20 protein-coding genes and 3 tRNA genes are annotated in these 24,896 nt (G+C 62.7%); 19 read left to right on the forward strand and 4 right to left on the reverse strand.

Features of this window, described 5'->3' with window-relative positions:
* Positions 1 to 84: 84 nt before the first annotated feature.
* Positions 85 to 2,202 carry a polyribonucleotide nucleotidyltransferase gene (pnp, locus tag ACDA63_RS16490; protein ID WP_373664374.1) on the forward strand — a complete coding sequence of 706 codons (2,118 nt, stop codon included), beginning with the start codon at positions 85 to 87 and terminating at the stop codon, positions 2,200 to 2,202.
* A gap of 58 nt (positions 2,203 to 2,260) precedes the next feature.
* On the opposite strand, the gene ACDA63_RS16495 is transcribed toward pnp, so the two are convergent.
* Positions 2,261 to 4,216: an acetoacetate--CoA ligase gene (locus tag ACDA63_RS16495; protein ID WP_373664375.1), complete on the reverse strand. Its 1,956-nt coding sequence runs from the start codon at positions 4,214 to 4,216 to the stop codon at positions 2,261 to 2,263.
* A gap of 173 nt (positions 4,217 to 4,389) precedes the next feature.
* Here ACDA63_RS16495 and ACDA63_RS16500 point away from each other — a divergent pair, with 173 nt between their 5' ends.
* Together ACDA63_RS16500 and ACDA63_RS16505 are read left to right on the forward strand one after the other, a co-directional pair.
* Positions 4,390 to 6,030, forward strand: a complete 1,641-nt coding sequence (locus tag ACDA63_RS16500) for an electron transfer flavoprotein-ubiquinone oxidoreductase (protein WP_373664376.1) — start codon at positions 4,390 to 4,392, stop codon at positions 6,028 to 6,030.
* A 5-nt stretch (positions 6,031 to 6,035) separates the two neighbouring features.
* Entirely contained in the window at positions 6,036 to 6,926 is an 891-nt protein-coding gene (locus ACDA63_RS16505) for a phosphotransferase (RefSeq protein WP_373664377.1), read from the forward strand.
* 7 nt (positions 6,927 to 6,933) lie between these two features.
* Here the strand turns inward: ACDA63_RS16505 and ACDA63_RS16510 are convergent, their stop codons facing one another.
* On the reverse strand, positions 6,934 to 8,094 hold the full coding sequence (locus ACDA63_RS16510) for a Do family serine endopeptidase (RefSeq protein ID WP_373664378.1): 1,161 nt from the start codon (positions 8,092 to 8,094) through the stop codon (positions 6,934 to 6,936).
* Between the two features lie 49 nt (positions 8,095 to 8,143).
* Between ACDA63_RS16510 and ACDA63_RS16515 the strand changes: the two genes are divergently transcribed.
* Positions 8,144 to 8,890: a Nif3-like dinuclear metal center hexameric protein gene (locus ACDA63_RS16515; protein ID WP_373664379.1), complete on the forward strand. Its 747-nt coding sequence runs from the start codon at positions 8,144 to 8,146 to the stop codon at positions 8,888 to 8,890.
* A gap of 96 nt (positions 8,891 to 8,986) precedes the next feature.
* Here ACDA63_RS16515 and ACDA63_RS16520 read toward each other — a convergent pair whose 3' ends face one another.
* Positions 8,987 to 10,930: a FimV family protein gene (locus tag ACDA63_RS16520; RefSeq protein WP_373664380.1), complete on the reverse strand. Its 1,944-nt coding sequence runs from the start codon at positions 10,928 to 10,930 to the stop codon at positions 8,987 to 8,989.
* A 519-nt stretch (positions 10,931 to 11,449) separates the two neighbouring features.
* Between ACDA63_RS16520 and sucC the strand changes: the two genes are divergently transcribed.
* The 13 genes from sucC (at position 11,450) to ACDA63_RS16585 (ending at position 22,733) form a co-directional block, all read left to right on the forward strand.
* On the forward strand, positions 11,450 to 12,610 hold the full coding sequence (gene sucC / locus ACDA63_RS16525; protein ID WP_373664381.1) for an ADP-forming succinate--CoA ligase subunit beta: 1,161 nt from the start codon (positions 11,450 to 11,452) through the stop codon (positions 12,608 to 12,610).
* 35 nt (positions 12,611 to 12,645) lie between these two features.
* Positions 12,646 to 13,539: a succinate--CoA ligase subunit alpha gene (gene sucD, locus ACDA63_RS16530; protein WP_373664382.1), complete on the forward strand. Its 894-nt coding sequence runs from the start codon at positions 12,646 to 12,648 to the stop codon at positions 13,537 to 13,539.
* A gap of 157 nt (positions 13,540 to 13,696) precedes the next feature.
* Positions 13,697 to 14,422 carry a TerC family protein gene (locus ACDA63_RS16535; protein WP_373664383.1) on the forward strand — a complete coding sequence of 242 codons (726 nt, stop codon included), beginning with the start codon at positions 13,697 to 13,699 and terminating at the stop codon, positions 14,420 to 14,422.
* Positions 14,423 to 14,554: 132 nt separating this feature from the next.
* The gene (locus ACDA63_RS16540) at positions 14,555 to 15,508 is read left to right on the forward strand and encodes an ornithine cyclodeaminase family protein (protein ID WP_373664385.1); all 954 of its coding nucleotides are present in this window, start codon (positions 14,555 to 14,557) and stop codon (positions 15,506 to 15,508) included.
* 55 nt (positions 15,509 to 15,563) lie between these two features.
* The gene (locus ACDA63_RS16545) at positions 15,564 to 16,325 is read left to right on the forward strand and encodes an FHA domain-containing protein (protein ID WP_373664386.1); all 762 of its coding nucleotides are present in this window, start codon (positions 15,564 to 15,566) and stop codon (positions 16,323 to 16,325) included.
* A 70-nt stretch (positions 16,326 to 16,395) separates the two neighbouring features.
* Entirely contained in the window at positions 16,396 to 17,838 is a 1,443-nt protein-coding gene (locus ACDA63_RS16550) for an MFS transporter (protein WP_373664387.1), read from the forward strand.
* Between the two features lie 91 nt (positions 17,839 to 17,929).
* Positions 17,930 to 18,703, forward strand: coding sequence for an MBL fold metallo-hydrolase (locus ACDA63_RS16555; RefSeq protein ID WP_373664388.1), 774 nt, complete (start codon positions 17,930 to 17,932; stop codon positions 18,701 to 18,703).
* A 55-nt stretch (positions 18,704 to 18,758) separates the two neighbouring features.
* Positions 18,759 to 21,101: a GspE/PulE family protein gene (locus tag ACDA63_RS16560; protein ID WP_373664389.1), complete on the forward strand. Its 2,343-nt coding sequence runs from the start codon at positions 18,759 to 18,761 to the stop codon at positions 21,099 to 21,101.
* 139 nt (positions 21,102 to 21,240) lie between these two features.
* Positions 21,241 to 21,828 (forward strand): peroxiredoxin, encoded by a 588-nt coding sequence (locus ACDA63_RS16565; protein WP_373664390.1) that lies wholly within the window; start codon positions 21,241 to 21,243, stop codon positions 21,826 to 21,828.
* Positions 21,794 to 22,276: a peptidylprolyl isomerase gene (locus tag ACDA63_RS16570; protein WP_373664391.1), complete on the forward strand. Its 483-nt coding sequence runs from the start codon at positions 21,794 to 21,796 to the stop codon at positions 22,274 to 22,276. The genes ACDA63_RS16565 and ACDA63_RS16570 overlap by 35 nt, the downstream gene beginning before the upstream one ends.
* A gap of 125 nt (positions 22,277 to 22,401) precedes the next feature.
* Positions 22,402 to 22,478: transfer RNA gene (locus ACDA63_RS16575), tRNA-Pro, on the forward strand.
* Positions 22,479 to 22,531: 53 nt separating this feature from the next.
* Positions 22,532 to 22,608: transfer RNA gene (locus tag ACDA63_RS16580), tRNA-Arg, on the forward strand.
* Positions 22,609 to 22,657: 49 nt separating this feature from the next.
* Positions 22,658 to 22,733: transfer RNA gene (locus tag ACDA63_RS16585), tRNA-His, on the forward strand.
* A gap of 150 nt (positions 22,734 to 22,883) precedes the next feature.
* On the opposite strand, the gene ACDA63_RS16590 is transcribed toward ACDA63_RS16585, so the two are convergent.
* Positions 22,884 to 23,171 carry a DUF3579 domain-containing protein gene (locus tag ACDA63_RS16590; RefSeq protein WP_373664392.1) on the reverse strand — a complete coding sequence of 96 codons (288 nt, stop codon included), beginning with the start codon at positions 23,169 to 23,171 and terminating at the stop codon, positions 22,884 to 22,886.
* Positions 23,172 to 23,506: 335 nt separating this feature from the next.
* On the opposite strand from ACDA63_RS16590, the gene argF reads away from it, so the two are divergent.
* Positions 23,507 to 24,454, forward strand: a complete 948-nt coding sequence (gene argF, locus ACDA63_RS16595) for an ornithine carbamoyltransferase (protein ID WP_373664393.1) — start codon at positions 23,507 to 23,509, stop codon at positions 24,452 to 24,454.
* Between the two features lie 26 nt (positions 24,455 to 24,480).
* Positions 24,481 to 24,876, forward strand: coding sequence for a VOC family protein (locus tag ACDA63_RS16600; RefSeq protein WP_373664394.1), 396 nt, complete (start codon positions 24,481 to 24,483; stop codon positions 24,874 to 24,876).
* Positions 24,877 to 24,896: the final 20 nt, after the last annotated feature.

Consider the following 24,896-nt stretch of genomic DNA (forward strand, 5'->3'; position numbering starts at 1 on the left):
TTTCTACCCGGTAGCAAGCCTTCAAGCCTCTGACTCGCTGCGTCATGTGACGCCACCCGAGGCTTCTTCCAAGAAAGGAATCCCATGCCCACCGCTATCAAGAAGAGCTTCCAGTACGGCGCTCACACCGTCACGCTGGAAACCGGCGAGATTGCTCGCCAGGCGCATGGCGCCGTCATCTGCACGATTGACGACACCGTCGTTCTGGCGACCGTTGTTGGCGCCAAGGACCCGAAGCCGGGTCAGGACTTTTTCCCGCTTACCGTTGATTACGTCGAGAAGTTCTATGCTGCCGGCCGTATCCCCGGCGGTTTCTTCAAGCGCGAAGGCCGTCCGACCGAAAAGGAAACGCTGACTTCCCGCCTGATCGATCGTCCGATTCGCCCGCTGTTCCCGGAAGGCTTCTACAACGAAGTCCAGGTCGTGGCGACGGTGATGTCGCAGAACCCTGAAGTCGATGGCGACATTCCCTCGCTCATCGCAACGTCGGCCGCGCTCGCAATCTCGGGTATTCCGTTCAATGGCCCGATCGGCGCCGCCCGCGTGGGCTACATCGACGGCCAATACGTGATCAACCCGACCAAGACGCAGCTCGCAGACAGCCAGATGGATCTGGTCGTCGCCGGTACCGAAGTCGGCGTGCTCATGGTCGAATCCGAAGCCACCGGCCTGCCGGAAGACGTGATGCTCGGTGCCGTGGTGTTCGGTCACCAGCAGATGCAGGCCGTCATCCAGGCCATCAACGAACTGGTCGAGCAAGCCGGCAAGCCCGAATGGGACTGGACCGCCCCGGCCAAGGACGAAGTGCTGATCGGCCGCGTCAAGGAACTGGTCCAGGCCGATCTGGAGCAGGCCTTCCGCACCACCAGCAAGAGCGAGCGCAGTGGCCTGCTGAAGGACGTAACCAAGAAGGCGATCGCCGGTCTGGTAACGGGCGAAGAGGGCGCTCCGTCGGAGAATGCCGTCAAGAATGTGCTCTTCGACCTCGAATCGAACATCGTGCGTTCGCGCATCCTGAATGGCGAACCGCGTATCGACGGTCGCGACACCCGCACGGTGCGCCCGATCGACATCCGCGTCGGCGTGCTGCCGCGCGCCCACGGCTCGGCACTGTTCACGCGCGGCGAGACGCAAGCGCTGGTCGTCACCACGCTGGGCACCGGTCGCGATGAGCAAGTGATCGACGCCATCGCCGGCGAATACAAGGAGCGCTTCATGCTCCACTACAACATGCCTCCGTACGCCACTGGCGAAACGGGCCGCGTGGGTTCGCCCAAGCGCCGCGAAATCGGCCACGGCCGCCTGGCCAAGCGCGCACTGGCAGCCATGCTGCCGGGCGACAAGGACTTCAGCTACACCGTGCGCGTGGTCTCCGAAATCACCGAATCGAACGGTTCCAGCTCGATGGCTTCCGTCTGCGGCGGTTCGCTGTCGATGATGGATGCCGGCGTGCCGATGAAGGATCACGTTGCCGGCATCGCCATGGGCCTGATCAAGGAAGGCAACCGCTTCGCGGTGCTGACCGACATCCTGGGTGACGAAGACCACCTGGGCGACATGGACTTCAAGGTGGCCGGCACGGCGACCGGCGTGACCGCGCTGCAGATGGACCTGAAGATCGACTCGATTTCGCCGGCCATCATGCACAAGGCGCTGGAACAGGCTCGCGAAGGCCGCCTGCACATCCTCGGCCTGATGAAGGGCGCGCTGGGCGAACACCGCGGCGAAGTGTCTCAATTCGCGCCGCGCATGATGACCATGAAGATCAATCCGGAAAAGATCCGCGACGTGATCGGCAAGGGCGGCGCCGTGATCCGTGCGCTGACCGAAGAAACCGGCTGCGTGATCGACATTCAGGACGACGGCAGCATCACCATTTCGTCGGTGGATTCGTCCAAGGCCGAACTGGCCAAGGCACGCATCGAAGCGATCGCTGCGGAAGTGGAAGTCGGCAAGGTCTATGACGGTACCGTCGTGCGTCTGCTCGACTTTGGCGCCATCGTGAACATCATGCCGGGCCGCGACGGTCTGCTGCACGTCTCGCAGATCGCCAACGAGCGCGTCAACAACGTCGCCGACTACGTCAAGGAAGGCCAGGCGGTGCGCGTGAAGGTGCTCGAAACGGACGAGAAGGGCAAGATTCGCCTGTCGATGAAGGCACTGCTGAACGAAGCGCCGGCCGAGCAACCGGCGCAGCAGTAAGCGCCAGGTTCAGGCAATAGAAAGGGACGCTGCGGCGTCCCTTTTTTCGTTTGCGGACTCAAGCCCGCAGCGCTGGCAGGTCGCGAAAATTATCGAGCGCCTCCGGGTTGGCAAGCGCTTCGACATTCTTCACGGGGGCGCCATGGACGACGGCCCGCACGGCGAGCTCCACGATCTTGCCGCTCTTGGTGCGCGGAATGTCCGGTACCGGCAGAATCACCGCCGGTACGTGCCGGGGGCTGGCATTGTCGCGGATCGTCTTGCGGATACGTGCGACGAGTTCGTCGCTGAATTGAATGCCCTCTCGCAGTCGCACGAACAGCACCACGCGTACGTCATTGTCCCAGTCTTGCCCGATGACGATGGATTCGAGCACCTCGGGCAGTTTTTCTACCTGTCGATATATCTCGGCCGTGCCGATGCGCACGCCGCCCGGATTGAGCGTTGCGTCCGACCGACCGTAGATGATCAGCCCGCCATGGGAGGTTTCCTCGCACCAGTCTCCATGGCACCAGATGTTGGCGAAGCGCTCGAAATACGCCGCGTGGTAACGGGCGCCGTCCGGATCGTTCCAGAATGCGATCGGCATACAGGGGAAAGGGCGCGTGCATACGAGTTCGCCTTTCTGTTCCCGCACTGGATGGCCGTCGTCGTCGAAGACCTCTACGGCAAGGCCGAGACCTTTGCACTGCAATTCGCCGCGCCACACTGCGCCATTGGGATTGCCAAGAGCAAAGCAGGACACGATATCGGTGCCGCCGGAAACGGACGACAGGCACACGTCGGACTTGATGCCGCGATATACGTACTCGAAGCCTTCGGGCGACAGCGGGCTGCCGGTCGACAGGATTGCGCGAAGCGCAGGCAACGAATGCGTACGCGCAGGGGTGAGTCCGGTCTTTGCCGCGGCGTCGAGATATTTGGCCGAGGTGCCGAACAGCGTGCAGCGTTCGTCTTGCGCATAGTCCCACAGAATCGCGCCGTCTCCCGCGAAGGGAGACCCGTCATAGAGCAGCAGCGTGGCATCCGATGCCAGTGCCGACACCAGCCAATTCCACATCATCCAGCCGCAGGTGGTGAAATAGAAAACCCGGTCGCCCGGCTGTACGTCGCTGTGCAGTTGATGTTCTTTGAGGTGCTGCAGCAGCGTGCCGCCAGCACCATGCACGATGCACTTCGGTACCCCCGTGGTGCCCGATGAGAACAGGATGTACAGCGGCGCCGCGAACGGCATATTGGTGAACGCGATGTCTGTGACGTGCGCGTGCGGCGCGAGAAAATCCGCCCACCACGTGGCGCGTTCGATGCTATCGAATCCCTCGGTCGCGCCAACGTAAGGCACCACCACGACGCGTTCCACGGTGGGCAGGTGCGCCGCAATCTCGGCCACGCGCGCCAGGTTGTCGATGCGTTTGCCTGCATAAAAGGCGCCGTCGCTGGCGATCAGCACCTTCGGTTCAATCTGGCTGAAGCGGTCGAGAATGCCCTGTACGCCGAAATCCGGTGACGCCGACGAAAAGATCGCGCCGATGCTCGCCGTCGCCAGCATGGCGATGACGGTTTCGGGCATGTTGGGCATGTAGGCCGCCACGCGATCGCCACGCGTCACGCCCATGGCTCGCAATGCCGCGGCCAGTCGCGCGACTTCGGTGTACAGCCCGTCGTGCGACAGACGGCGCTCGACACGGTCCTCGCCCCGAAAAACGATCGCCTCGCCATTGCCGCGCTGGCGCAGCAGGTTGCGTGCAAAGTTCAGTTGCGCATCCGGAAACCACTGCGCGCCGGGCATGCGCTCGCCGTCGATCAGCACCCGCTCACCTTTGTGCCCGACGACGCCGGCAAAGTCCCACAGCGCGCTCCAGAAAGCCTCTTTCTCGTCGATCGACCAGTCGTGCAGGGCAGCGTAGTCGTCAAAACGCCGACGCGTCCGGGCTTCGATTTCTTGCGTGAATGCAGTCAGGCGCGTGCTGGCGATGCGCGCCGCATCGGGTTGCCACAAGGGACGGTCGATCATCGGGCTCTCCTGTCCGGGTGCTGCTTCGGGGTGCGTTTGCGCGGTATCAGATCCTTTCGATAACGCCCGCGCACTCGATCATGAGATCTTGTTCTTTTCTTTGCTGGCGCTTTGGCACGCCGCTGCGAGAAAATAGCGGCTTTTGCGCAATTTGGGATGAGGGAGAAACACTGATGGAACGCGAATCGATGGCATTTGACGTGCTGATCGTGGGCGGCGGGCCTGCCGGGTTGTCGGCGGCGATCCGCGCCAAGCAATTGGCACAGCAGGCCGGGCGCGAGCTGTCGGTGTGTGTGATCGAAAAGGGCGCCGAAATCGGCGCGCACATTCTGTCGGGCGCAGTGCTCGATCCGCGAGCCCTGACGGAACTGATCCCCGACTGGAAGGCGCAGGGCGCCCCATTGCAGACGGAGGTGAGCGAAGACCGCTTCATGATGCTGACCGCCACGGGCGGCCTGCGCGTGCCCGAATTCGCCTTGCCCGACTGCTTCAAGAATCACGGCAACTTCATCATCAGCCTGGGCCACCTGACGCGTTGGCTGGGCGAGCAAGCCGAGGCGCTGGGCGTGGAAATCTACCCTGGCTTTGCCGGCGCCGAAGTGCTCTACGACGAAGCCGGCCGCGTAAAGGGCGTGATCACCGGTGACATGGGCGTGCTCAAGGATGGCAGCCAAGGCCCCAATTACCAGCCCGGCATGGAATTGCACGCCGCCTACACGCTGTTTGCCGAAGGCAGCCGCGGCCATCTGGGCAAGCAACTCGAAGCAAAATTCAACCTGCGCGAAGGTGTCGATCCTCAGACCTATGGCATCGGCATCAAGGAGCTGTGGGAAGTCCCTGCCGCCAATCACCGGCCCGGGATGGTGTTGCACACGGCCGGCTGGCCGCTCGATTCGGCCACGTACGGCGGCTCGTTCATGTACCACTACGACGACAACAAGGTGGCCGTCGGTTACGTGGTCGGTCTCAACTACCAGAACCCGTTCCTCTCTCCCTTCGAGGAATTCCAGCGCTACAAGACGCATCCGCAAATCAGACCCTTCCTCCAGGGCGGCCAACGCGTGGCCTATGGCGCGCGCGCCATCACGGCGGGTGGGCTGCAGTCGCTGCCGAAACTGGTGTTTCCGGGCGGCGCGCTGATCGGCGACGACGCCGGTTTCCTGAATGCGGCACGTATCAAGGGGACGCATGGCGCCATCAAGACCGGCATGCTGGCGGCCGAAGCCGCCTTTGCGGCGATCGGCGAAGGCCGCGCCCAGGATGAGCTGACCGCGTATCCGTCGGCCTTCCGCCAGAGCTGGCTGCATCGCGAACTTCACACCACGCGCAACTTCAAGCCGTTGATGAAGAAGGGGCTGTTCATGGGCTCGCTGCTCTTCGGCATCGACCAGAAAGTGTTTGGCGGACAGGCGCCCTGGACACTGCACAACTCGGCCGATCACGACCAGCTCAAGCCTGCTGCCGAATGCGAGCCGATCATTTATCCGAAGCCGGACGGCACACTTACCTTCGACCGCATGTCTTCAGTGTTCCTCTCGAACACCAATCACGAAGAAGACGAACCCTGCCACTTGCAGCTCATCGATCCGAAGCTGGCGATCGAGGTGAATCTCGCCAAGTACGATTCCCCCGAGCAACGCTATTGCCCGGCAGGGGTGTACGAAATCGTGCGGGAAGAGGGCGGGGAGCCGCGTCTGCAAATCAACGCGCAGAACTGCGTGCACTGCAAGAGCTGCGACATCAAGGACCCTCTGCAGAACATCAACTGGGTGGCGCCGCAGGGCGGAGAAGGCCCCATCTACCAGGAAATGTGATTGGCATGCCGGCCCCTCGCTATGCCGACCAGGCGGCCGCATGCGTGGCCGCCTTTGCGCGTGAGCACGGTCTGGCGGTGAGCGTGCCGCGTGTGCTGGCGCATTGGAGCAACGTGCTGGTGCATCTGGCACCGTTGCCGATCGTCGCCCGTGTGGCGGCGACCACGGCGCTCATCCGGCCGGATGTGTTGCAGCGGCTGGCACGCGAAGTCTCGCTCGCGGCATTCCTGGACGATGGTGGCATCGATGTCGTGCCTCCGTCTGGGCTGTTGCCGCCGGGGCCGCATTCGCGCGACGGTTTTGTCTTCAGTTTCTGGCAATGGGTGGATGTGGTCGACGAGCCACCCACCCCCGAAGAGATGGCGCCGCGCCTGCGTCGTCTGCACGAAGCCCTGGTCGCCTATCGTGGCGAGTTGCCGGGTTTTGATCGGCTCATCGGCGAGATCGGCGATTGGATCGCCACTGCTCGCGACAAGACCATCCTGAATGCCGGCGACGCCGACATGCTCGCCGCCGCGCACGGTGAAGTCATCGACTGGTTCGCCCGCCATGGCTTTCCCGCGCAGGCGCTGCACGGCGATGCGCAAGGACCGAACCTGTTGCGGACCCGCGACGGGCGACTGTTGTGGAACGACTTCGAAGATGCGTGCTGCGGGCCCATCGAATGGGATCTGACCTGTTTCGCCCGGCGCATGCCGGGCGGCCCTGAAGCGGCGCTGCGTCTGTATCCGGGCGCGCCGTCGTGGCCTTCGTTGGCGCCGTTCCTGGCGGTGCGTCAGTTGCAGGGCTCGGTGTGGTATGCCGTGTTGGCTTCGCAGGGGCTGGCCGATTTGGACGGCGCCACACAGCGCATCGGCGCCTGGCGCGATTGGCCGGGTATGCCGGCCATCGCATGAGTGTGCGCTATTCGTTGGCGGTCGGCAGCGGCCGGCGCGCGATCTGCGCGTTGACTTCGATCGTCTTGCCCTGACGGATCAGGCGCAGTTGCACGAGGCGTCCGGGCGGCAGCGCAGCGATCGTCGATAGCACACTTTGCGCGTCGTTGATCGATTTGCCGTCGGCGGCCACCAATACATCGCCCGGGCGTACGCCGGCCTTCGCCGCAGGGCTGTTGCGCGCGATGCCGGAAATCAATGCGCCTTCACGCGGCAGGCCGAATGAACTGGCCAGGTCCGGCGTGATCTCCTGCACTTCAACGCCGATCCAGCCGCGCGTCACGCTGCCGGTCTTGATGATCTGTTCCATCACGTCGCGCGCAAAGCTGGCGGGAATGGCGAAACCGATGCCCAGCGATCCGCCGGTGCGCGAATAGATGGCCGTGTTGATGCCGATGAGGTGGCCCTTGCTGTCGATCAGCGCGCCGCCCGAGTTGCCGGGGTTGATGGCGGCATCCGTCTGGATGAAGTTCTCGAACGTGTTGATCCCCAGGTGGTTGCGCCCCATGGCGCTGACGATGCCCAGGGTCACCGTCTGCCCGACCCCGAACGGGTTGCCGATAGCCAGCACCACGTCGCCCACGCGCACGCTGTCGCTGTTGGCAAAGGTGATTGCCGGGAGCTTTGCCGCATCGATGCGCAGGACGGCCAGATCGGTTTCCGGGTCGCGGCCGACAATGCGCGCCGGAAACTTGCTGCCATCCTGCAACGCGACTTCGATCTCGTCGGCGGCATCGATCACGTGGTTGTTGGTCAGGATGTAGCCTTCGCTGCTCACCACGACGCCCGAGCCGAGGCCCGCCGTGTGCTGCTCCTGCGGTTGCGCGCGGTCGCCGAAGAAATGGCGGAACACCGGATCATCCAGCAGCGGATTGCGTTGCTGGCGGACTTCCTTGCTGGTGAAGATGTGCACCACCGATGGCAGCGCACTCTGCGCGGCGTCGGCATAGCTTGCGCGGTCGCTGGTGGCGCGCGTGCCCGGCGCGGGTTCGGCCGCGGTGAGAATATTGACCACTGGCATGGCGGCCACCCGCTGGCCGAACCATGCCGGCTTGAAGGTGAGCAATACGAACAGCACGCCGAGCGCGACGGTCACGGTTTGTGCAAAGACGAGCCAGAGGCGATGCATAATGCGACCGGATTCCAGATTACGTTGATGTCGGAGTGGGGGACGGGTGATGAAACGCGCTGAACTGCAGACCTATCTTGATGTTTTATTGGACTGCGCGCGTATCAAGGATTATTGCCCAAACGGCCTGCAGGTGGAAGGTCGCGAGAATGTGTCGCGCATCGTCTGCGGGGTCACCGCCAGCCAGGCCTTGATCGATCGCGCGATCGACGAGCGGGCCGACGCCGTCATCGTCCATCACGGGTACTTCTGGCGTGGCGAGGACTATCGCGTGATCGGCCAGAAAAGACGGCGCCTGGCTGCGCTGCTTGCGCATGACATCAATCTCTTTGCCTACCACCTGCCGCTGGATCTTCATCCGGAGCTGGGCAACAACGCCCAACTGGCGCGGATATGTGGATGGCATCTGACCGCACGTACCGGTGAGATGGACCTCGTCTGCCTAGGCGAGCCGGATTCTCCGCATACGGTCGGCCAGCTTGCCCGTTCGCTGGCTGCGCGCCTAGGGCGCGAACCGCTGGTGATTGGCGATGCCGATCAACCCGTGCGCCGCCTGGCCTGGTGCACCGGCGCCGCCCAAGGGTCGCTGCAACAGGCAATCGATGCCGGTGCGGACGCCTATGTGTCGGGGGAGATTTCCGAGCCCACCGTCCACCTCGCCCGCGAGAGCGGCGTGGCGTACATCGCGGCAGGGCACCACGCGACCGAACGCTACGGTATCCACGCGTTGTCCGCGCACCTTGCGCAAGCCAAGGGGCTGGAGACGATGTTTATCGACATCGACAATCCGGTCTGAAGCACGATTCCGGCATGCGGCGTCGCCCGCGTGCCGGCGCAAGGATTCGGTTCGGAAGCGTAGGCCACGCCTCCGAACCGATCGCACGCACTGCGCTCAGGCTTGTTTCTTGTCCAGTTCGGGCATGGGACGAGTGTGGCCGTCCAGTTCGTCCAGATTGAAGTGCAGCGTCTTGCCGAAGTCCTGCCCGTCGATGTCGAGATCGACCAGGCTGCCGGCAAACGGATTGGGCTGCGCAGGCGTGCGGGGCGCCGTGCCGGCAGGCGGGATCTCAATGGGTAGCTCGGGCACTTCATCCACCCAGGTTTCCAACTGCGTATGCGTATCGCTCGTCGAGAGCGGGGTCTGGCCTGCTTCCGGCAATTCGGGGGCGGGCTGGGATTCGGCCGGGGCCGGCGGCTCGTAGCGGAAGTGCCCCAGGGTCTGTTCGAGGACGCCGAGCAGCATCAGGATTTCATCCACGATCACCAGCGGGAAGCCCAGGCGCGTGCCGTCGCGGTTGTCGCGCAACAACGCATGCAGATAGGCTTGGCAATCGCGCGTGTTCCATGTTTCGCACAGGCGCTTGCGGATATGCGTCATCGATTCGAGCGACGCGGGATCGCGCAATGCGACCTCGAAATCCTCCCACGTGACGGGCTGGATGTTGAAAGTCTTGTTGATCTGCGCTGACAGGCCGTCGAATTCCGTGCGCATGCCGGCCGAATGGTAGACCTCGAGGAGTTTGATCCACGGTTTGACGGCCTGCTTCGGGTTGGTGCGGATGAAGTCGGCCAGAGTCTGCGCCGCACCCTGTACGCGCCCGAAGGACATCATGATTTCAGCCAGTTCCACGGCCGAGTCGTGTTCTTCGATGTCCTCCGTCACGACGACATCCGGCGTGGACGGAATGCTGAGGATCGGCTCCAGCGATTCGGTCACGCTGTCCGCGATCGGCAAAGGAACGAGGCTCGAGCGTTCCGGCCACAGGTCGCGTTCGGTCAGGGGAGCGAAAACGTCGTCTTCGTCCTCGGAGGCCGGACCCTTGTAGCGGCGATTCAGGCGTACCGTGTGCGGCCCTTCCGAATGAACGGCAATGGCGCGGTCCTTGTGTCGCTTGACCAGCCAGGCCGCCAGCAGGCACAGCACCGCCACGATGGCATAGGGCCAGCGCTGCGATAGCAGCGAGTCATCGTTCGAGAAGACTGGCTGGGCAGCGCTTACCGCGCCGCCACTCTGGCGCAATTGGCGGACCTGTGCTTCGAGGCGGGCATTGTCGGCTGCCAGCTCGGTCTGCAATTGTTCGAGGCGATGCAGGCGCTCCGTGAGGGCGATCTGTTGGGCGATGCGGTCATCCAGTTCGGAGATGAGTTCCGCTTCGGTGCGGCCATGCGAACTGCGCACCGGCGCCGAGGCGTCGCCCGGCGGAAGGCTGGCGGCCAGTTGTTCAGTGGATGACGGACCGACCACCAATTGATCATGCGGCGCCGCCTTCGGTGCCGGCGCAGCGGTTTGTGTTCGTACAGGAACGGCGGGCGATGCCGGTGGAGATTCGTGCACCAGGGCCGGCGTGGGGCGGGCGCGAGTCGCTCCGCTCTGCGCGACGGCGGGGCGGCGAGGGTTGCCGCTTGCTGCGCGACGCGGCGCAGAGGGGGCACCCGTGGAAGGCGTGTCGGGCGTGCTACTGGCGGCTTGCGGACTGCGTCCCCGCTGGGGCGCTACAGCGTCTCCCGATGCCACGGTGGGAACCGACTCGACATTCAGTGGCGGTTCGAGCAAGAGCGCGTATTCGCGGCGCAGATTGGCGCCACATGCTGCGCGTACAGCCAGGCGAACGGCAGGTGCGTCGGTCGCGGGCGCGCGCAAGACCAGACGGGCCGTGGCGCCACTACCTTCGATAGCGGCGCGCCCATTGGTGATCCACGGAATGCCGTCGTCTTCGTGGTTGCCCGGCACGACTTGGAAGCATGAAGGGTCCGGCGATTCGCCAGCGGAGAGCTGGAGCGGAATTTCGATGCGCAGCGCCTGGCCAACATGGCTGCGGGTCGTTGCATCACCCATTCCAAGCGCGTGGGCCGCGGGCGAACAAGCCATTGCAACTGCGAAACAGGCCATGCTCAGCACCGGTCGTCTTGCGGCGCGGACGCTGCGAGAGGCGCGCAGCAGACGGCCGATCGACGAGTTGGGCCACGACATGCTCATAGGCAGGAATCCTTATGCGAGGGGATGCAACTTATGTTGTAAGCGCATTCTGAATGATGCGGACGCAAATTTATAGTTTTTGTTGTTTCGATGTGATACAGCCTTTAGGGATCCGTCAAGCCTTCTGCCCTTGTGGCTAGTACGGATTGTGTCGCCGGAAACCCGCTCCACGCTTGGTTTCGAACGATTTTTCGAAGACCCTGGCCGTTTCGGTTAAAATCGTTGGTTGACTCAGGTCTTGGTGTGCAGTGCATCAATAGTGTAGGGGCTGTCTGATGTTGGCCTTCACCAACCCTGACGTTTCTCCAACAACTCACGAGGCGTGTGGCTGTATTTCCGGGGGCTTTGCCTACGGTTGCGGTCTGACGAAGGGCAACTATGAAAATCCACGAATATCAAGCGAAAGAGATCCTTCACAAGTACGGGGTTGCGACTCCCCGTGGGATTCCCGCTTTCTCGGTCGACGAAGCGGTCGCGGCCGCCGACAAGCTGGGCGGTTCGATCTGGGTCGTCAAGGCGCAGATCCACGCAGGCGGCCGCGGCAAGGGCGGCGGCGTGAAGCTGGCACGCTCGAAGGAAGAAGTGCGCGAGTTGTCCTCGAAGATCCTGGGCATGCAACTGGTGACGCCCCAGACCGGCCCGGAAGGCAAGAAGGTCAATCGCCTGCTGATCGCCGAGGGCGCTGATATCAAGAAGGAATACTACGTTGCCGCGCTGACCGACCGCGCCACGCAGAAGGTCGTCATGATGGCCTCCTCCGAAGGCGGCATGGAAATCGAAGAAGTCGCCGCCGCCACGCCCGAGAAGATCCTCAAGGTCTTCATCGACCCGCAGGTCGGCATCTCCGACGCCCAGGCGCTGGAACTGGCCAAGGGCATCGGCATTCCCGAAGGTTCGATCCCGCAAGCCGTCGACACGCTCAAGCGTCTGTACACGTGCTACATGGAAACCGACGCTTCGCTGGCCGAAATCAATCCGCTGATTCTCGAAGGCGACGGCAGCATCAAGGCGCTGGACGCCAAGTTCGACTTCGACGCGAACGCGCTCTTCCGTCACCCGGAAATCGTTGCCTTGCGCGACCTGGACGAAGAAGATCCGGCCGAAATCGAAGCCTCCAAGTTCGATCTGGCCTACATCCAGCTCGACGGCAACATCGGCTGTCTGGTGAACGGCGCCGGCCTGGCCATGGCCACCATGGACACCATCAAGCTGTTCGGTGGCGAGCCGGCCAACTTCCTCGACGTGGGGGGCGGCGCCACCACCGAGAAGGTCACCGAAGCCTTCAAGATCATGCTGCGCAACCCCAACTGCAAGGCCATCCTGGTGAACATTTTCGGCGGCATCATGCGCTGCGACACCATCGCCACGGGCGTCGTCGCCGCCGCGCGCGAAGTGCACCTGAAGGTGCCGCTGGTCGTCCGCATGAAGGGCACCAACGAAGACCTGGGCAAGCAGATCCTGGCCGAATCGGGCCTGCCGATCATCGCTGCCGACACCATGGCCGAAGCCGCGCAAAAAGTCGTCGCTGCTGCGAAGTAATTGCGACCCCCACAGCGACACAGAAGGAATTTCAAATGAGCATCCTGATCGACAAGAACACCAAGGTCATCACCCAGGGCATCACCGGCAAGACCGGCCAGTTCCACACGCGCATGTGCCGTGACTACGCCAACGGCCAGAACTGTTTCGTGGCCGGCGTGAACCCGAAGAAGGCTGGCGAAGACTTCGAAGGCATTCCTATCTACGGCAATGTGTCCGAAGCGAAGGCCGCCACCGGCGCCACCGTGTCGGTGATCTACGTGCCGCCCGCAGGTGCCGCCGCTGCCATCTGGGAAGCGGTCGAGGCCGACCTCGATCTGGCGATCTGCATCACCGAAGGCATCCCCGTTCGCGACATGCTCGAAGTGCGCAACAAGATGAAGGCCAAGGAAGCCGCTGGCGGTAAGAAGACGCTGCTGCTCGGCCCGAACTGCCCCGGCCTGATCACCCCGGACGAAATCAAGATCGGCATCATGCCGGGCCACATTCACCGCAAGGGCCGCATCGGCGTGGTATCGCGCTCGGGCACGTTGACGTACGAAGCTGTCGCACAACTGACTGAACTGGGCCTGGGCCAGTCGTCCGCCGTAGGTATCGGTGGCGACCCCATCAATGGTCTGAAGCACATCGATGTGATGCGCCTCTTCAATGACGATCCTGATACCGACGCCGTCATCATGATTGGTGAAATCGGCGGTCCGGACGAGGCTGAAGCCGCCCGCTGGTGCAAGGACAACATGAAGAAGCCGGTGGTGGGCTTCATCGCCGGCGTCACCGCGCCGGCCGGCAAGCGCATGGGCCACGCCGGTGCGCTGATTTCGGGGGGCGCAGACACCGCCGAAGCCAAGCTCGCCATCATGGAAGAGTGCGGTTTCAAGGTGACGCGCAACCCCTCCGAAATGGGCAAGCTGCTGAAGTCGGTGTTGTAAACGGTCACACGGATATCTCGGTATCTGTCAAAAAAGCGCCCGGTCCAAAGCCGGGCGTTTTTCTTGGCTTGAACACGGTCATAATTGTCTGCAATCAATTTGCAGGAAATGTCCGACCACTTAGCATGGCGAGTCGTACATTGTTAGGGAGACAAGAATGGAAGTCATACAAACCAGCGCTTTCTGGCTGAGTTTGCTCGCCATCATCGGCGTCAATATTCTGCTGTCGGGCGACAACGCGGTTGTCATCGCGCTGGCGTCGCGCTCGCTGCCGACGGCCCAGAAGAAGCAGGCCATCATCTGGGGATCGGTTGCAGCGATCGTCATGCGCGTCGTGCTGACGATCTTCGCCACCCGCCTGCTCGAACTGCCGTGGCTGAAGATGGTCGGAGCACTGCTGCTGCTGTGGATCGGCGTGCAGTTGCTCGATGAAGAGGATGGGGATGCAGACATCAAAGCGCACACCTCTATCCTGGCGGCCATTCGCACTATCCTGATCGCCGACCTCGTGATGAGCCTGGACAACGTGCTGGCGGTCGCCGGTGCGGCCAATACGGCACCCGAGAGCGCGCGCCTGCTGCTGTTGATCATCGGTCTGGCGCTGTCGATTCCCATCGTGGTGTTCGGTAGCAACATCGTGTTGTGGCTGATGGAGCGCTTCCCGGTCATCGTGGTGCTGGGCGCCATGCTGTTGGGCTGGATCGCGGGCGAAATGCTGTCGGACGAGCCGGGGCTCGAGTCCGTCGTCCACATGACCCGCACCTTGCACTACGCATTTGCGATCGTCGGCGCGCTACTGGTGCTCGCCATTGCAAAGCTGCGCAAACGCAGGGCGCTGGCGGCCGATTCGGCTACTGCGCGCGAGGAATCTTCTTCCTCCTGAGCGTTTTGCTCTCTACAGGGGGGGCGCACCTGCCCACCCTGGATCGACGGACGTCGCGAAAAGCGATGGCGCAGGCCGATCCCGGCCGTGATTTTGCGATTCCTCTGGACGGGTTCCGACGGAGCGACTGGAATGACGATCTACCTGACCGAGCAAGACGTCGAGAAGCTCATCGACATGCAGATGGCCGTCGACGCGGTCGAAGCTGCCCACATGGCGCTGGCGCGCGGCGAGGCGATCGACATTCCCCGAAATCGTGTGCGGGCCGGGGCTGGCACGCAGCATCTGCTGCAGGCCGGATGGCCTGCACGTGGCGCAACCGGCTTCAAGGTCTACACCGTGGCGGGAGGCAAGGCACGCTTCTGGCTGCATCTTTATGACATCGTGAGCGGACTGCCGATGGCGGTCATTGAAGCGGATCTGCTCGGCATGATGCGCACGGGGGCCGCAGGCGGCGTTGCCGCCCGTCGCCTTGCGCGAAGCGATGCCCGCATCGCTGGCATTATCGGCGCTGGCTGGCAGGCGCGCGGGCAATTGCTGGCGCTGGCGCATGTGTGCCGGCTTGAACGTGTGCTCGTATTCGCCCGCAATGCCGAGCGGCTCGCGACCTTCTGCCGCGACATGTCCGCCCAGACCGGGCTCTCAGTGGAGCCCGCCGAAAGTGCCCAGGCGCTGGCGAGGCTGGCGGACATCGTGGTCACTGCCACGACTTCGCCGAAGCCGGTGCTGGAAGGCGTGTGGCTGCGCGAAGGCACGCATGTCAACGCGATGGGCTCCAATTCGCTGGCACGGCGCGAGGTCGATGAGGCATTGGTCAGTCGTGCTGATCTGATCTGTGTCGATGCGGTCGAGACTGCGCTGAAGGAAGCGGGCGATCTGTTGCCGAGCCTCGAAAAAGGGCGACTGGCTGCGGGGCGTCTGGTCGAGTTGGGCGACCTCGTCGCGGGTTTTCGCAAGGGGCGAACCACCGAGCAGCAGATCACGCTGTTCGAGTCGCAGGGCATGGGCATCCAGGACCTGTCGCTCGGGCTCGATCTGCTCGAGCGCGCACGCGCTGCCGGACTCGGGCGGAACCTGCCATACTGAACGAACGGACGTGACAGACACATGACGGCGTTGCGACGCGGTCACTGAGGAAGACATGGCAAAGCTGATTTTGAGCATGGACGGGCTGGTGCTGAAGGAAATTGCGCTCACCAAAGAGCGCACGACCATCGGTCGCAAGCCTCACAACGACATCCAGATCGACAACCTTGCCATCAGCGGCGAGCATGCGGTCATCGTCGCCATACTCAACGACGCCTTTCTCGAAGACCTCAACAGTACCAACGGCACATACGTGAATGGCATGGCCGTCAAGAAGCACGTGCTCAAGGACAACGACGTCGTCGAGCTCGGCAAATATCGTCTCAAATTCCTCAAGGATGCGCCGGAGTTTCAGGCCGCCAATACCTTTGAAAAGGCATTCCTGCCGCAGGGCGAGGGCGCGCAACTGGGCAATGCTCCGCGCGCGCATACCGAGACCATGCTCGGTTTTGGCGAGACCACTCTGACTGAAAGCACGCCCACCAATGGCTGGCAGACGCCGCCGGAAGCGGCCGGGCAGGCCACACCTGCTGGCAGTGGCAGCGAAGCCGTTGGCGTGGTGCAGATTCTCTCCGGGCGCAATGCCGGTCGCGAACTGGAATTGTCCAAATCGCTGACAACGCTGGGCAAACCCGGCATGCAGGTCGCGGTCATCACGCGCCGCCCCCACGGCTATTTCATCACCCACGTGGAAGGCGACAGTTTCCCGATCCTGAATGGCCGGCAGCTCGATGCCCAGGCCCATCTGCTGGGGGATCACGACGTGATCGAGATCGCCGGAGTCAAAATGGAGTTTTACCTGCGGCCGTCCGCTTGACGGTCTGCCCGCCCAGATGAGTCCGGCGCGGCGTTGCGTCTGGACGGTGCGGGCGCATTGCTGCTGATTCATGTCCAGTATCGCCCCTTCCGACGCATCCGCTCGCAATCGTTATCTCGTCTGGCTCGTCGCCGGCGCTTTCTTCATGGAGCTGCTGGACTCGACGGTGATCACCACCGCTCTGCCGCAAATGGCGCAGAGCTTCCATACGCTGCCGATCCATCTGTCGATGGGGGTGAGCGCCTACATGCTGGCGCTCGCCGTGTTCATTCCGTTGTCGGGCTGGATGGCCGATCGCTTTGGGCCGCGCCAGGTCTTTGGCGGTGCCATTCTGGTGTTTACCTTCGCGTCGGTGCTGTGCAGCCTGAGCGACAACCTGTGGTTCTTCACGGCCGCTCGTATTCTGCAAGGCTTTGGCGGCGCGATGATGGTGCCGGTCGGCAGACTCGTGGTGCTGCGTTCCACGCCGAAGGAACAGCTTGTCGGCGCGATCGCCATGCTCACGTGGCCGGCGCTCGGCGCTCCCGTGCTCGGCCCGGAGCTGGGCGGGTACATCACGACGCATTGGGGTTGGCACTGGATATTCCTTCTCAATGTGCCTTTCGGTCTGCTCGGTTTCGCGTTGACGTTGTTGCTGGTGAGCGGCGAGCCAGGAGGACCGCGTCCATTCGACGTCAAGGGTTTCATCCTGAGCGGCGTGGGTTGCAGCGCCTTGATGTTCGCCTGCGATCTGTCCAGCCATTCGCCTTTCGACATGTGGCAGGTCGGCCTGTGCGCCATATTGGGCATCGTGACGCTGCTTTGGGCGGGACATCACTTGCTGCACACGAAGCACCCGCTGGTGGACCTGAGCGCATTCAAGGTACGCACATTCCTGGTGTCCATGCGCGGCGGCTTCCTGTTTCGCATGGCGATCAACAGCGTGCCGTTTCTCGCGCCCCTGATGTTCCAATTGGCCTTTGGATTTTCCGCGACCACTTCGGGCCTGCTTCTGCTCGCCCTGTTCGCCGGCAACATCGCGATGAAGCCACTGACCACGCCGTGGATGCGCGCATGGGGGTTCCGCGGCGTTCTCATCACCAACGGTGTGCTGGTTGCAGCGGGGTTCGCCCTGTGCATGTTCTTGACGGCCGATACGCCGCGCACCGTCATCATGCTGGTGCTGTTCTTCACGGGCCTGTCGCGCTCGATGCAATTCACCGGGCTGAGCACATTCAGTTTCTGCGATATCGCGCCGGCGCGCATGAGCGACGCTTCCACGCTCAGCAGCGTCCTCGTACAAATGAGCGCCGGCATGGGTGTGGCGATCGGCGCCGTGCTGCTCAGAGCGGCATCGGTGTGGTTCCCGGCGGAAGGTCAGGCGATGTCGCGCGAGGCGTTCCAGGTTGCTTTTGCGTTCATGGCCGTTTTGTCGCTCGTCGGGCTGATCGATCTGTTTTCGGTGTCCGCCGACGCGGGGGATGAAGTGAGCGGGCGTGCTGCGCAGCAGCGTGCGTTGCGGGGTCGAGCGTGACACAAGTCATGTGTGCCGACGCCGGATTGGCGGCATTGTGGCAACTTCGCGCGCTCGCTCCGCGGGGATGCGCCTGGTCAGGGGAGACGTCATGCGCGTGAGAGTTCTCGGTTGCAGCGGCGGCATTGGTGGCGTCAGTTCGCGCACCACTGCGCTGCTGGTCGACGACGACACGCTGATCGACTGCGGCACGGGGGTCGGAGTCTTGGACATTGATGAGATGGCGAGCATCGATCGCGTCTTCGTGACGCACGCCCATCTCGATCATATTGCGCTGCTGCCCATGTTGATCGATGCCGTCAGCGAGCTGCGCCGCGAGCCGTTGCAAGTGTTCGCCAACGCGGCGACGCTGGGCGTTCTGCGTGAGCACATCTTCAATTGGCGCGTGTGGCCCGATTTCACCGCCATCCCCGATTGTGCGGCGCCGTGCCTTCGATTCAACGCCATCGACGTTGGCCAGACGATCGAACTCGGCCATGGCCGGTGCATTCGCGGGCTGCCTGTCGACCATGCCGTGCCGGCGATGGGTTATTGCGCGACCTCGCCGGATGGCGCTGGCCTGGCCTTTTCGGGCGATACCACGCACAGCCCCGAACTGGCCGCGGCGCTCAATACGCTCGATGACCTTCGCTACCTTCTCATCGAGACAGCCTACACCGACGCACAGCGCGAAATGGCCACGGCCGCGCGCCACATGTGCCCGCAGTTGCTGGCAGAGTTCTTGCGTACCTTGGACGTGCGGCCCGAGGTGTTCGTCTCCCATCTCAAGCCGGGCAGCGAAGTCCAGATCATGCGCGAACTGCAGGGCTACGAAATTCCGTTCCAGCCCCGCGCCCTGCAGGCCGATGAAGTCTTTTATTTATAGCGACACGGAGACGCGGTACGCTGCCGCCCACAACACCGAGTAAGAGAAGAGCGACATGAATGCACCCAACGCGAGACCGGGCGGCGAACTCGCGCAACGTCTGGCTTTCTTCAAGGGGCTGCAGGCGCTGACGACGCGCGTGCATGCGACGCACAGTCAGGAAGAACTGATCTTCGGCCTGACCGACGAAGTCTGCGCGCTGTTCGGTGCGAGGCGGATGCTGGTGTTCATGGCCGATCATGCGCAGAGCAGCCTGCGCGCCCGGGTGCGCGATGCGGGCATGGTGCGCGTGCTGCGCATCGCAATTGCACCGCGTGGTGTGGTGGGGCTGTGTGCGTTCGAGCGGCGCACGCTCAATTTGCCCAATGTCGGCAACCTCGCCGCCATGCAGTCGCTCGCCGACGATTGGGCGCCGGAAGACATCGGCGAGGACGGCCCGCAGCGGCAGGCGTTGGCCGCGCCGATCATCAACGGCGAAGACGACTCTCTCATCGGTGTCGTGCTGCTGGCCGACAGCGTGGATGACGAAGCCTTCACCAGCATCCATGAAGAAGGCCTGCAAGGCTTGGCTCGCACGTTTGCCGTCGCGTTGTCGCAACGCCAGCATGCCGACATGCCGCTGCGCTCGCGCTACGACCAGCTCGTTGCGTGCGGGCGCCTGACGCAGGGCGATCTCGATGCGGCGGTGGCCATCGCGCGGCAACGCCGGCTGTCGGTGGAGCAGGTGCTGCGCGAAGGGTTTGCATGCACCGATGTCGAGCTTGGGGAGTCGATGGCGCGCTTCTACGAAGTGCCGTACGAGCCCTACCGCGCCGACCGGGTTCGGCCGATCGATCTGCTGCGCAACATCAAGCGCGAGTACGCGAGCAAGAGTCTCTGGTTGCCGCTGGAAGAAAACGAGCAGGGTATCCAGATCGTGGCCGTCGATCCGGAGCAGGTGGCCTCTTCGCGCGTGGCCCAGAACGTATTCCTTGATGCGCGCATCAACTATCGCGTGACGACACAACGCGAGTTTGCGCTGACGGTTGCACAGTTCTTCGACACCATGACCGACGATCTGGACGTGGGCGATCTGCTGTCGGAGATGGGCGAGGACGACGAGGGCTACAGCTCGGCGGACGATCTTTCCGCCGCCGCCGACAATGAACTCGTGAAGCTCGTCAATCGCGTCATCATCGATGCGCATCGGCAGGGCGTGTCCGACATTCACATCGAGCCGCGACCCGGCAAGGAAAAGACGCTCATCCGCTTTCGCAAGGACGGCGTGCTGACGCCGTACATTGAAGTGCCCGCCAGCTATCGCAACGCGCTGGTGGCGCGCATCAAGATCATGTGCGACCTCGATATCGCCGAGCGACGCAAACCGCAGGACGGCAAGATCCGCTTTCGCAAGTACGGCCCGCTGGACATCGAATTGCGCGTCGCCACTGTGCCCACCTCTGGTGGCGCCGAGGATGTCGTGATGCGCCTGCTCTCTGGCGGCGAGCCTATCGCGCTGGACGATCTGGCGCTGTCGCCGCACAACCTTGCGCGTTTGAAGGAGACCATCAGCAAGCCTTACGGCATCTTCTTCGTGTGCGGTCCGACCGGCTCCGGCAAGACGACCACGCTGCACTCGGTGCTCAAGGCACTCAATACACCCGAGACCAAGATATGGACCGCCGAGGACCCGGTGGAAATCACGCAACGCGGCTTGCGGCAAGTGCAGGTCAATCGCAAGGCGGGCCTGACTTTTGCGACCGTCATGCGTTCGTTCCTGCGAGCGGACCCGGACATCATCATGGTCGGCGAAATGCGTGACAGCGAAACGGTCGCGATCGGCATCGAAGCATCGCTCACCGGCCACCTCGTGTTATCCACGTTGCATACGAACAGTGCGCCGGAATCCGTAGTGCGCCTGCTCGACATGGGCATGGACCCGTTCAATTTCGCCGATGCGCTGCTGGGCGTACTGGCGCAACGGCTCGCCAGGCGGCTCTGCAAGAATTGCTGCCAGGCTTATGCGCCATCGCCCGAAGAGATCGACGCACTGCTGTCGGAATATTGCGAAGACCTGCGCAAGACGGAAGCGTTTGCCCGCGACCCCGACGCCGCGCGCACCCACATCCTGCATGCATGGCGCGCGCAGTTCGCCGACGCGTCAGGCAACTTTGTGCTGCATCGTGCCAAGGGTTGTCCCGAATGCAGCAACTCCGGTTACCGTGGTCGCATTGCGTTGCATGAACTGATGGTCGGCACGGAAGAGGCCAAGCGCCGCATCCAGACGCGCGCGCCGGTGGCGGATCTCTTCGCCACTGCATTGCGTGATGGCATGCGAACGTTGCGCCAGGACGGCATCGAGAAAGTGCTCGCCGGCCACACCGACATGGCGCAAGTACGAAAGGTCTGCCTGCGATAGTGCGTTGCGGTTTGCGCATGCGCTGTCGCAAGCCGGCATGAAGGTGACACGAATTAACTTGTGGCTGCGCGGGTCCTTGGCTATCTCATCAGAATGTCGCGGGAGCGACGCCGCAGCCCTGGTTCGAAGGAGAGTCGTCATGGCGCAAGCAACTCCGGTATCAAACGATAGTGCTCGGTCGGTGAGCGGGGTAGAATCCGCCATCGGCCGCAAGGCACGACCGGCTCCGGGCGAAGTTGCACCCATGTTCTCGCTTCCCGACGCCGACATGGAAGCGTTCGACCTTGCCGAGGTGACGCGATCCCATATTGTCGTGCTGTACTTTTACCCCCGCGACAGCATGCCTTCGAGCCTGCGGCAGGCCATCGAGTTTTCGGATGCCGGCGAAATCTTCGAGCAATGCTCTGCCATACCGGTGGGCGTGAGCCTCGACGACTGCCTGGTGCACGGCGAATTCTGTGATCGGCATGGCCTGGGTGTCACGCTGCTGTCGGATCCCGACGCATCGGTCTGCCGCCTCTATGGTGTGTGGCAGGAGCGTGAAGTAGGCGGCACGATCAAGCCCGATGTGCAACGCGCAATCTTCATCATCGGTCGCGATGGATTCATCCATCACACGTTCGAAGACTGGAGCCAGTCGTCGCACACGGATGAAATACTCGGACTCATACAAGAACTCGCTAGGAGCAGAAATGGAAATCGTCAAGAACACCGTCGTCACGCTTGACTACAAGGTGCGCGACCCGGACGGCAACATCGTCGACAACGGCGAACAGCCGCTGGTGTACCTGCACGGAGGCTACGACGGCATCTTCCCGCTGCTCGAAGAAACCCTGCATGGCAAGAACAAGGGCGAAACCCTGCAGGTCAAGCTGCAACCGGATGATGCCTTCGGTGAATACGACGAAAGCCTCGTGCATATCGAAGACGCCAGCCTCTTCCCCGACAACGTCGAAGTCGGCATGGCTTTCGAGCGCGTGGGCGACGACGGCGAAGACGACATGCTCTACCGCATCACCGATGTGGCAGACGGCAAGGTCGTGGTCGACGGCAATCATCCGCTGGCCGGCACCGCGCTGGTGTTCGACATCACCATCGCCGACGTGCGTCCCGCCTCGCAGGAAGAAATCACCCATGGCCACGTTCATGGTCCGCACGGCCATCACCATCATTGATTGATGTGTTTCGCGCCGCATGCAGTACGCAATATGCGTGTGGCGCGGATGGCAGAATGGCTTTGCGCAGAACCACTCAAAATGATTTGACGTAATCGAGAGGCTCTACTAGAATTCTGCCTCCTCGGGGTGTAGCGCAGCCCGGTAGCGCGCTTGCTTTGGGAGCAAGATGTCGGGGGTTCGAATCCCTCCACCCCGACCAGAATGCACTGGTGGAAGTGATTTAATTCCGAAGACCGGTCCGGCATAAGAGATCTGCCCGTAGCTCAACTGGATAGAGCAACGGCCTTCTAAGCCGTAGGTTACAGGTTCGATTCCTGTCGGGCAGGCCAGCGCAGTAAAGTTTTTCCCTGCAAGCATTCGCGCTTGCAGTCAGAAGTGGCGACGGTAGCTCAGTTGGTAGAGTCCTGGATTGTGATTCCAGTTGTCGCGGGTTCGAGTCCCGTCCGTCGCCCCATCCCTTCTTTCCTGTTTTGCCCTTCAGTCGTTTGAACTTGGCGCGCCGCGCGTGAGTGTGATCATGCACTCAGTGGTATTCGTGCGCGTGCGGATCCGTCGACGGCTACTGCAATCGGTATGGTATTGCCTGTGCCGGAGCGGTGAGGACTCAGACTTCGGATGCCAGGATGTCGACCTTCAGGTCGTTATCCTTGGCGAAGTTGAGCAGGAACTTGTACGCCAGCGGTTCGATGAATTGGAGCTGCCCATCAACCATGACGCATTTTTCGCCGGTGAGCGTACAGCCGGGGCGCACGTAGGGAGAGAACTTCATTTTCCGGTCTGTCCCGAAGGCAGACATGATGCCGCACAGCCGGTCGGCCCAATCGCTCGGGCGAAAGCGTTGCCCGTCACGAGTCTGGCCGACGATGATAAAGCTGGTGGCAGGGGCGGACATTAAGCCTGTGCGCGCGAAGTCTGTTGGAAGGTGGTGTCCGGGGCGGTGTTGATCGTTCGGAGGAGAGCGAACGGCGCCGGACGTGCCCAGCGATCTTGTGCCGCTTGAGCAGGACGCAGTCTACCAGAAAAGACCGTCTTGACGAGTTTGTGCTGCGGCGCAAAACCTTTGCAGGAAGGCATCGGGCGCCGGTGGGGTGGCCGGAGTTTTCTGCTACAATTCGTTACTTGGTTGACGGCGGCTTCTATTGCCGCCGTTGTGTTTTGTAGCGTCAGTGAAAGGCCAAGGCGGCTGCTCACGGCCGCATGGGCCGGACAGTCGCGACAGACCACATCATGAAAACGCCCAAGCATTATCTCCAGTTCAACGATCTGACCCGCGACGAATACGCCTATCTGTTCGAGCGTGCGGCCACGATCAAGCGCAAGTTCAAGAATTACGAAACGCATCACCCGCTGTTCGACCGCACGCTGGTCATGATTTTCGAGAAAGCCAGCACGCGTACGCGACTGTCGTTCGAAGCCGGCATGCAACAACTGGGCGGGTCAGCGATCTACCTGAACACGCGCGACTCGCAACTGGGGCGCGGCGAACCGGTGGAAGACGCCGCGCAGGTCATCTCGCGCATGTCCGACGCGGTAATGATCCGTACCTTCGAGCAATCGATCATCGAGCGCTTTGCGGCCAACTCGCGTGTGCCTGTGATCAACGGGCTGACCAACGAATACCACCCCTGCCAGATCATGGCCGACATCTTTACCTTCATCGAGCATCACGGCTCGATCGCGGGCAAGACGGTGGCCTGGATCGGCGACTCCAACAACGTCTGCAACACCTGGCTGCAGGCAGCCGAAGTGCTCGATTTCAACGTGCACGTGGCCACGCCGCCCGGGTATGAGGTCGAAGCCGACCGCGCCAACCTCTACGGCACGGATCACTTCGAGCAATTCGCCGACCCGATGGAAGCCGCCAAGGGTGCGGACATCATCACTACTGACGTCTGGACCTCGATGGGCTTTGAAGCCGAAAACGAAGAACGCATGCGCGACTTCGCGGACTTCCAGGTTGACGGCGACATGATGCGCGTAGCTGCACCTGGCGCGCTCTTCATGCACTGTCTGCCGGCACATCGCGGCGAAGAAGTCACCGCCGAAGTCATCGACGGGCCGCAAAGCGTGGTGTGGGAAGAAGCCGAAAATCGCCTGCATGCACAGAAGGCCCTGCTTGAGTACCTGGTGCTCGGGCGGCTGGATGCTGCGGAACGCATGCCGATCGCCGACTGACGATCCGTTTTTGCAAGGGGCGCATCGTGATCGACCACACTGGCGTCACCGTGACCGATGTGCCCCGCAGCATTGCTTTCTACGAGGCCGCACTGGCGCCGTTGGGTTACGCAGTGGTGCTGCGTTTTGGCGACAAGGCAGCCGGTTTCGGTGCAGTCCGCGATGCGCAGCCGGGTTCTGATCCCGGTGGTGACTTCTGGGTTTCGCACGGCGTGCCGCAAACGCCACGCGTTCACGTCGCCTTCCGCGCCGCCAACCATGCAGAAGTCGACGCCTTCCACCGGACTGCGCTCGCCGCCGGTGGACGCGACAACGGTGCCCCAGGCATGCGCCCGCAATACCACCCCGGCTACTACGCCGCTTTTGTGCTCGATCCGGACGGGCACAACATCGAAGCCGTCTTTCACGGCTCAGAACCCTAGGCGCGCCGCCGCCGTTGCAT

Origin of the sequence: Uliginosibacterium sp. sgz301328, from assembly GCF_041807905.1 — a bacterium.
Lineage (GTDB): Bacteria > Pseudomonadota > Gammaproteobacteria > Burkholderiales > Rhodocyclaceae > JBGVSA01.

Bases quoted from the DNA above. Each gene is read 5' to 3' on its own strand.
- argF (WP_373664393.1), top strand. From the start codon at position 23,507: ATGAAAACGCCCAAGCATTATCTCCAGTTCAACGATCTGACCCGCGAC.
- ACDA63_RS16535 (WP_373664383.1), top strand. From the start codon at position 13,697: ATGGAAGTCATACAAACCAGCGCTTTCTGGCTGAGTTTGCTCGCCATC.
- ACDA63_RS16560 (WP_373664389.1), top strand. From the start codon at position 18,759: ATGAATGCACCCAACGCGAGACCGGGCGGCGAACTCGCGCAACGTCTG.
- ACDA63_RS16570 (WP_373664391.1), top strand. From the start codon at position 21,794: ATGGAAATCGTCAAGAACACCGTCGTCACGCTTGACTACAAGGTGCGC.
- ACDA63_RS16565 (WP_373664390.1), top strand. From the start codon at position 21,241: ATGGCGCAAGCAACTCCGGTATCAAACGATAGTGCTCGGTCGGTGAGC.
- ACDA63_RS16500 (WP_373664376.1), top strand. From the start codon at position 4,390: ATGGAACGCGAATCGATGGCATTTGACGTGCTGATCGTGGGCGGCGGG.
- ACDA63_RS16515 (WP_373664379.1), top strand. From the start codon at position 8,144: ATGAAACGCGCTGAACTGCAGACCTATCTTGATGTTTTATTGGACTGC.
- ACDA63_RS16505 (WP_373664377.1), top strand. From the start codon at position 6,036: ATGCCGGCCCCTCGCTATGCCGACCAGGCGGCCGCATGCGTGGCCGCC.
- pnp (WP_373664374.1), top strand. From the start codon at position 85: ATGCCCACCGCTATCAAGAAGAGCTTCCAGTACGGCGCTCACACCGTC.
- ACDA63_RS16555 (WP_373664388.1), top strand. From the start codon at position 17,930: ATGCGCGTGAGAGTTCTCGGTTGCAGCGGCGGCATTGGTGGCGTCAGT.
- ACDA63_RS16540 (WP_373664385.1), top strand. From the start codon at position 14,555: ATGACGATCTACCTGACCGAGCAAGACGTCGAGAAGCTCATCGACATG.
- sucC (WP_373664381.1), top strand. From the start codon at position 11,450: ATGAAAATCCACGAATATCAAGCGAAAGAGATCCTTCACAAGTACGGG.
- ACDA63_RS16495 (WP_373664375.1), bottom strand. From the start codon at position 4,216: ATGATCGACCGTCCCTTGTGGCAACCCGATGCGGCGCGCATCGCCAGC.
- ACDA63_RS16520 (WP_373664380.1), bottom strand. From the start codon at position 10,930: ATGGGTGATGCAACGACCCGCAGCCATGTTGGCCAGGCGCTGCGCATC.
- ACDA63_RS16545 (WP_373664386.1), top strand. From the start codon at position 15,564: ATGGCAAAGCTGATTTTGAGCATGGACGGGCTGGTGCTGAAGGAAATT.
- ACDA63_RS16550 (WP_373664387.1), top strand. From the start codon at position 16,396: ATGTCCAGTATCGCCCCTTCCGACGCATCCGCTCGCAATCGTTATCTC.
- ACDA63_RS16590 (WP_373664392.1), bottom strand. From the start codon at position 23,171: ATGTCCGCCCCTGCCACCAGCTTTATCATCGTCGGCCAGACTCGTGAC.
- ACDA63_RS16510 (WP_373664378.1), bottom strand. From the start codon at position 8,094: ATGCATCGCCTCTGGCTCGTCTTTGCACAAACCGTGACCGTCGCGCTC.
- sucD (WP_373664382.1), top strand. From the start codon at position 12,646: ATGAGCATCCTGATCGACAAGAACACCAAGGTCATCACCCAGGGCATC.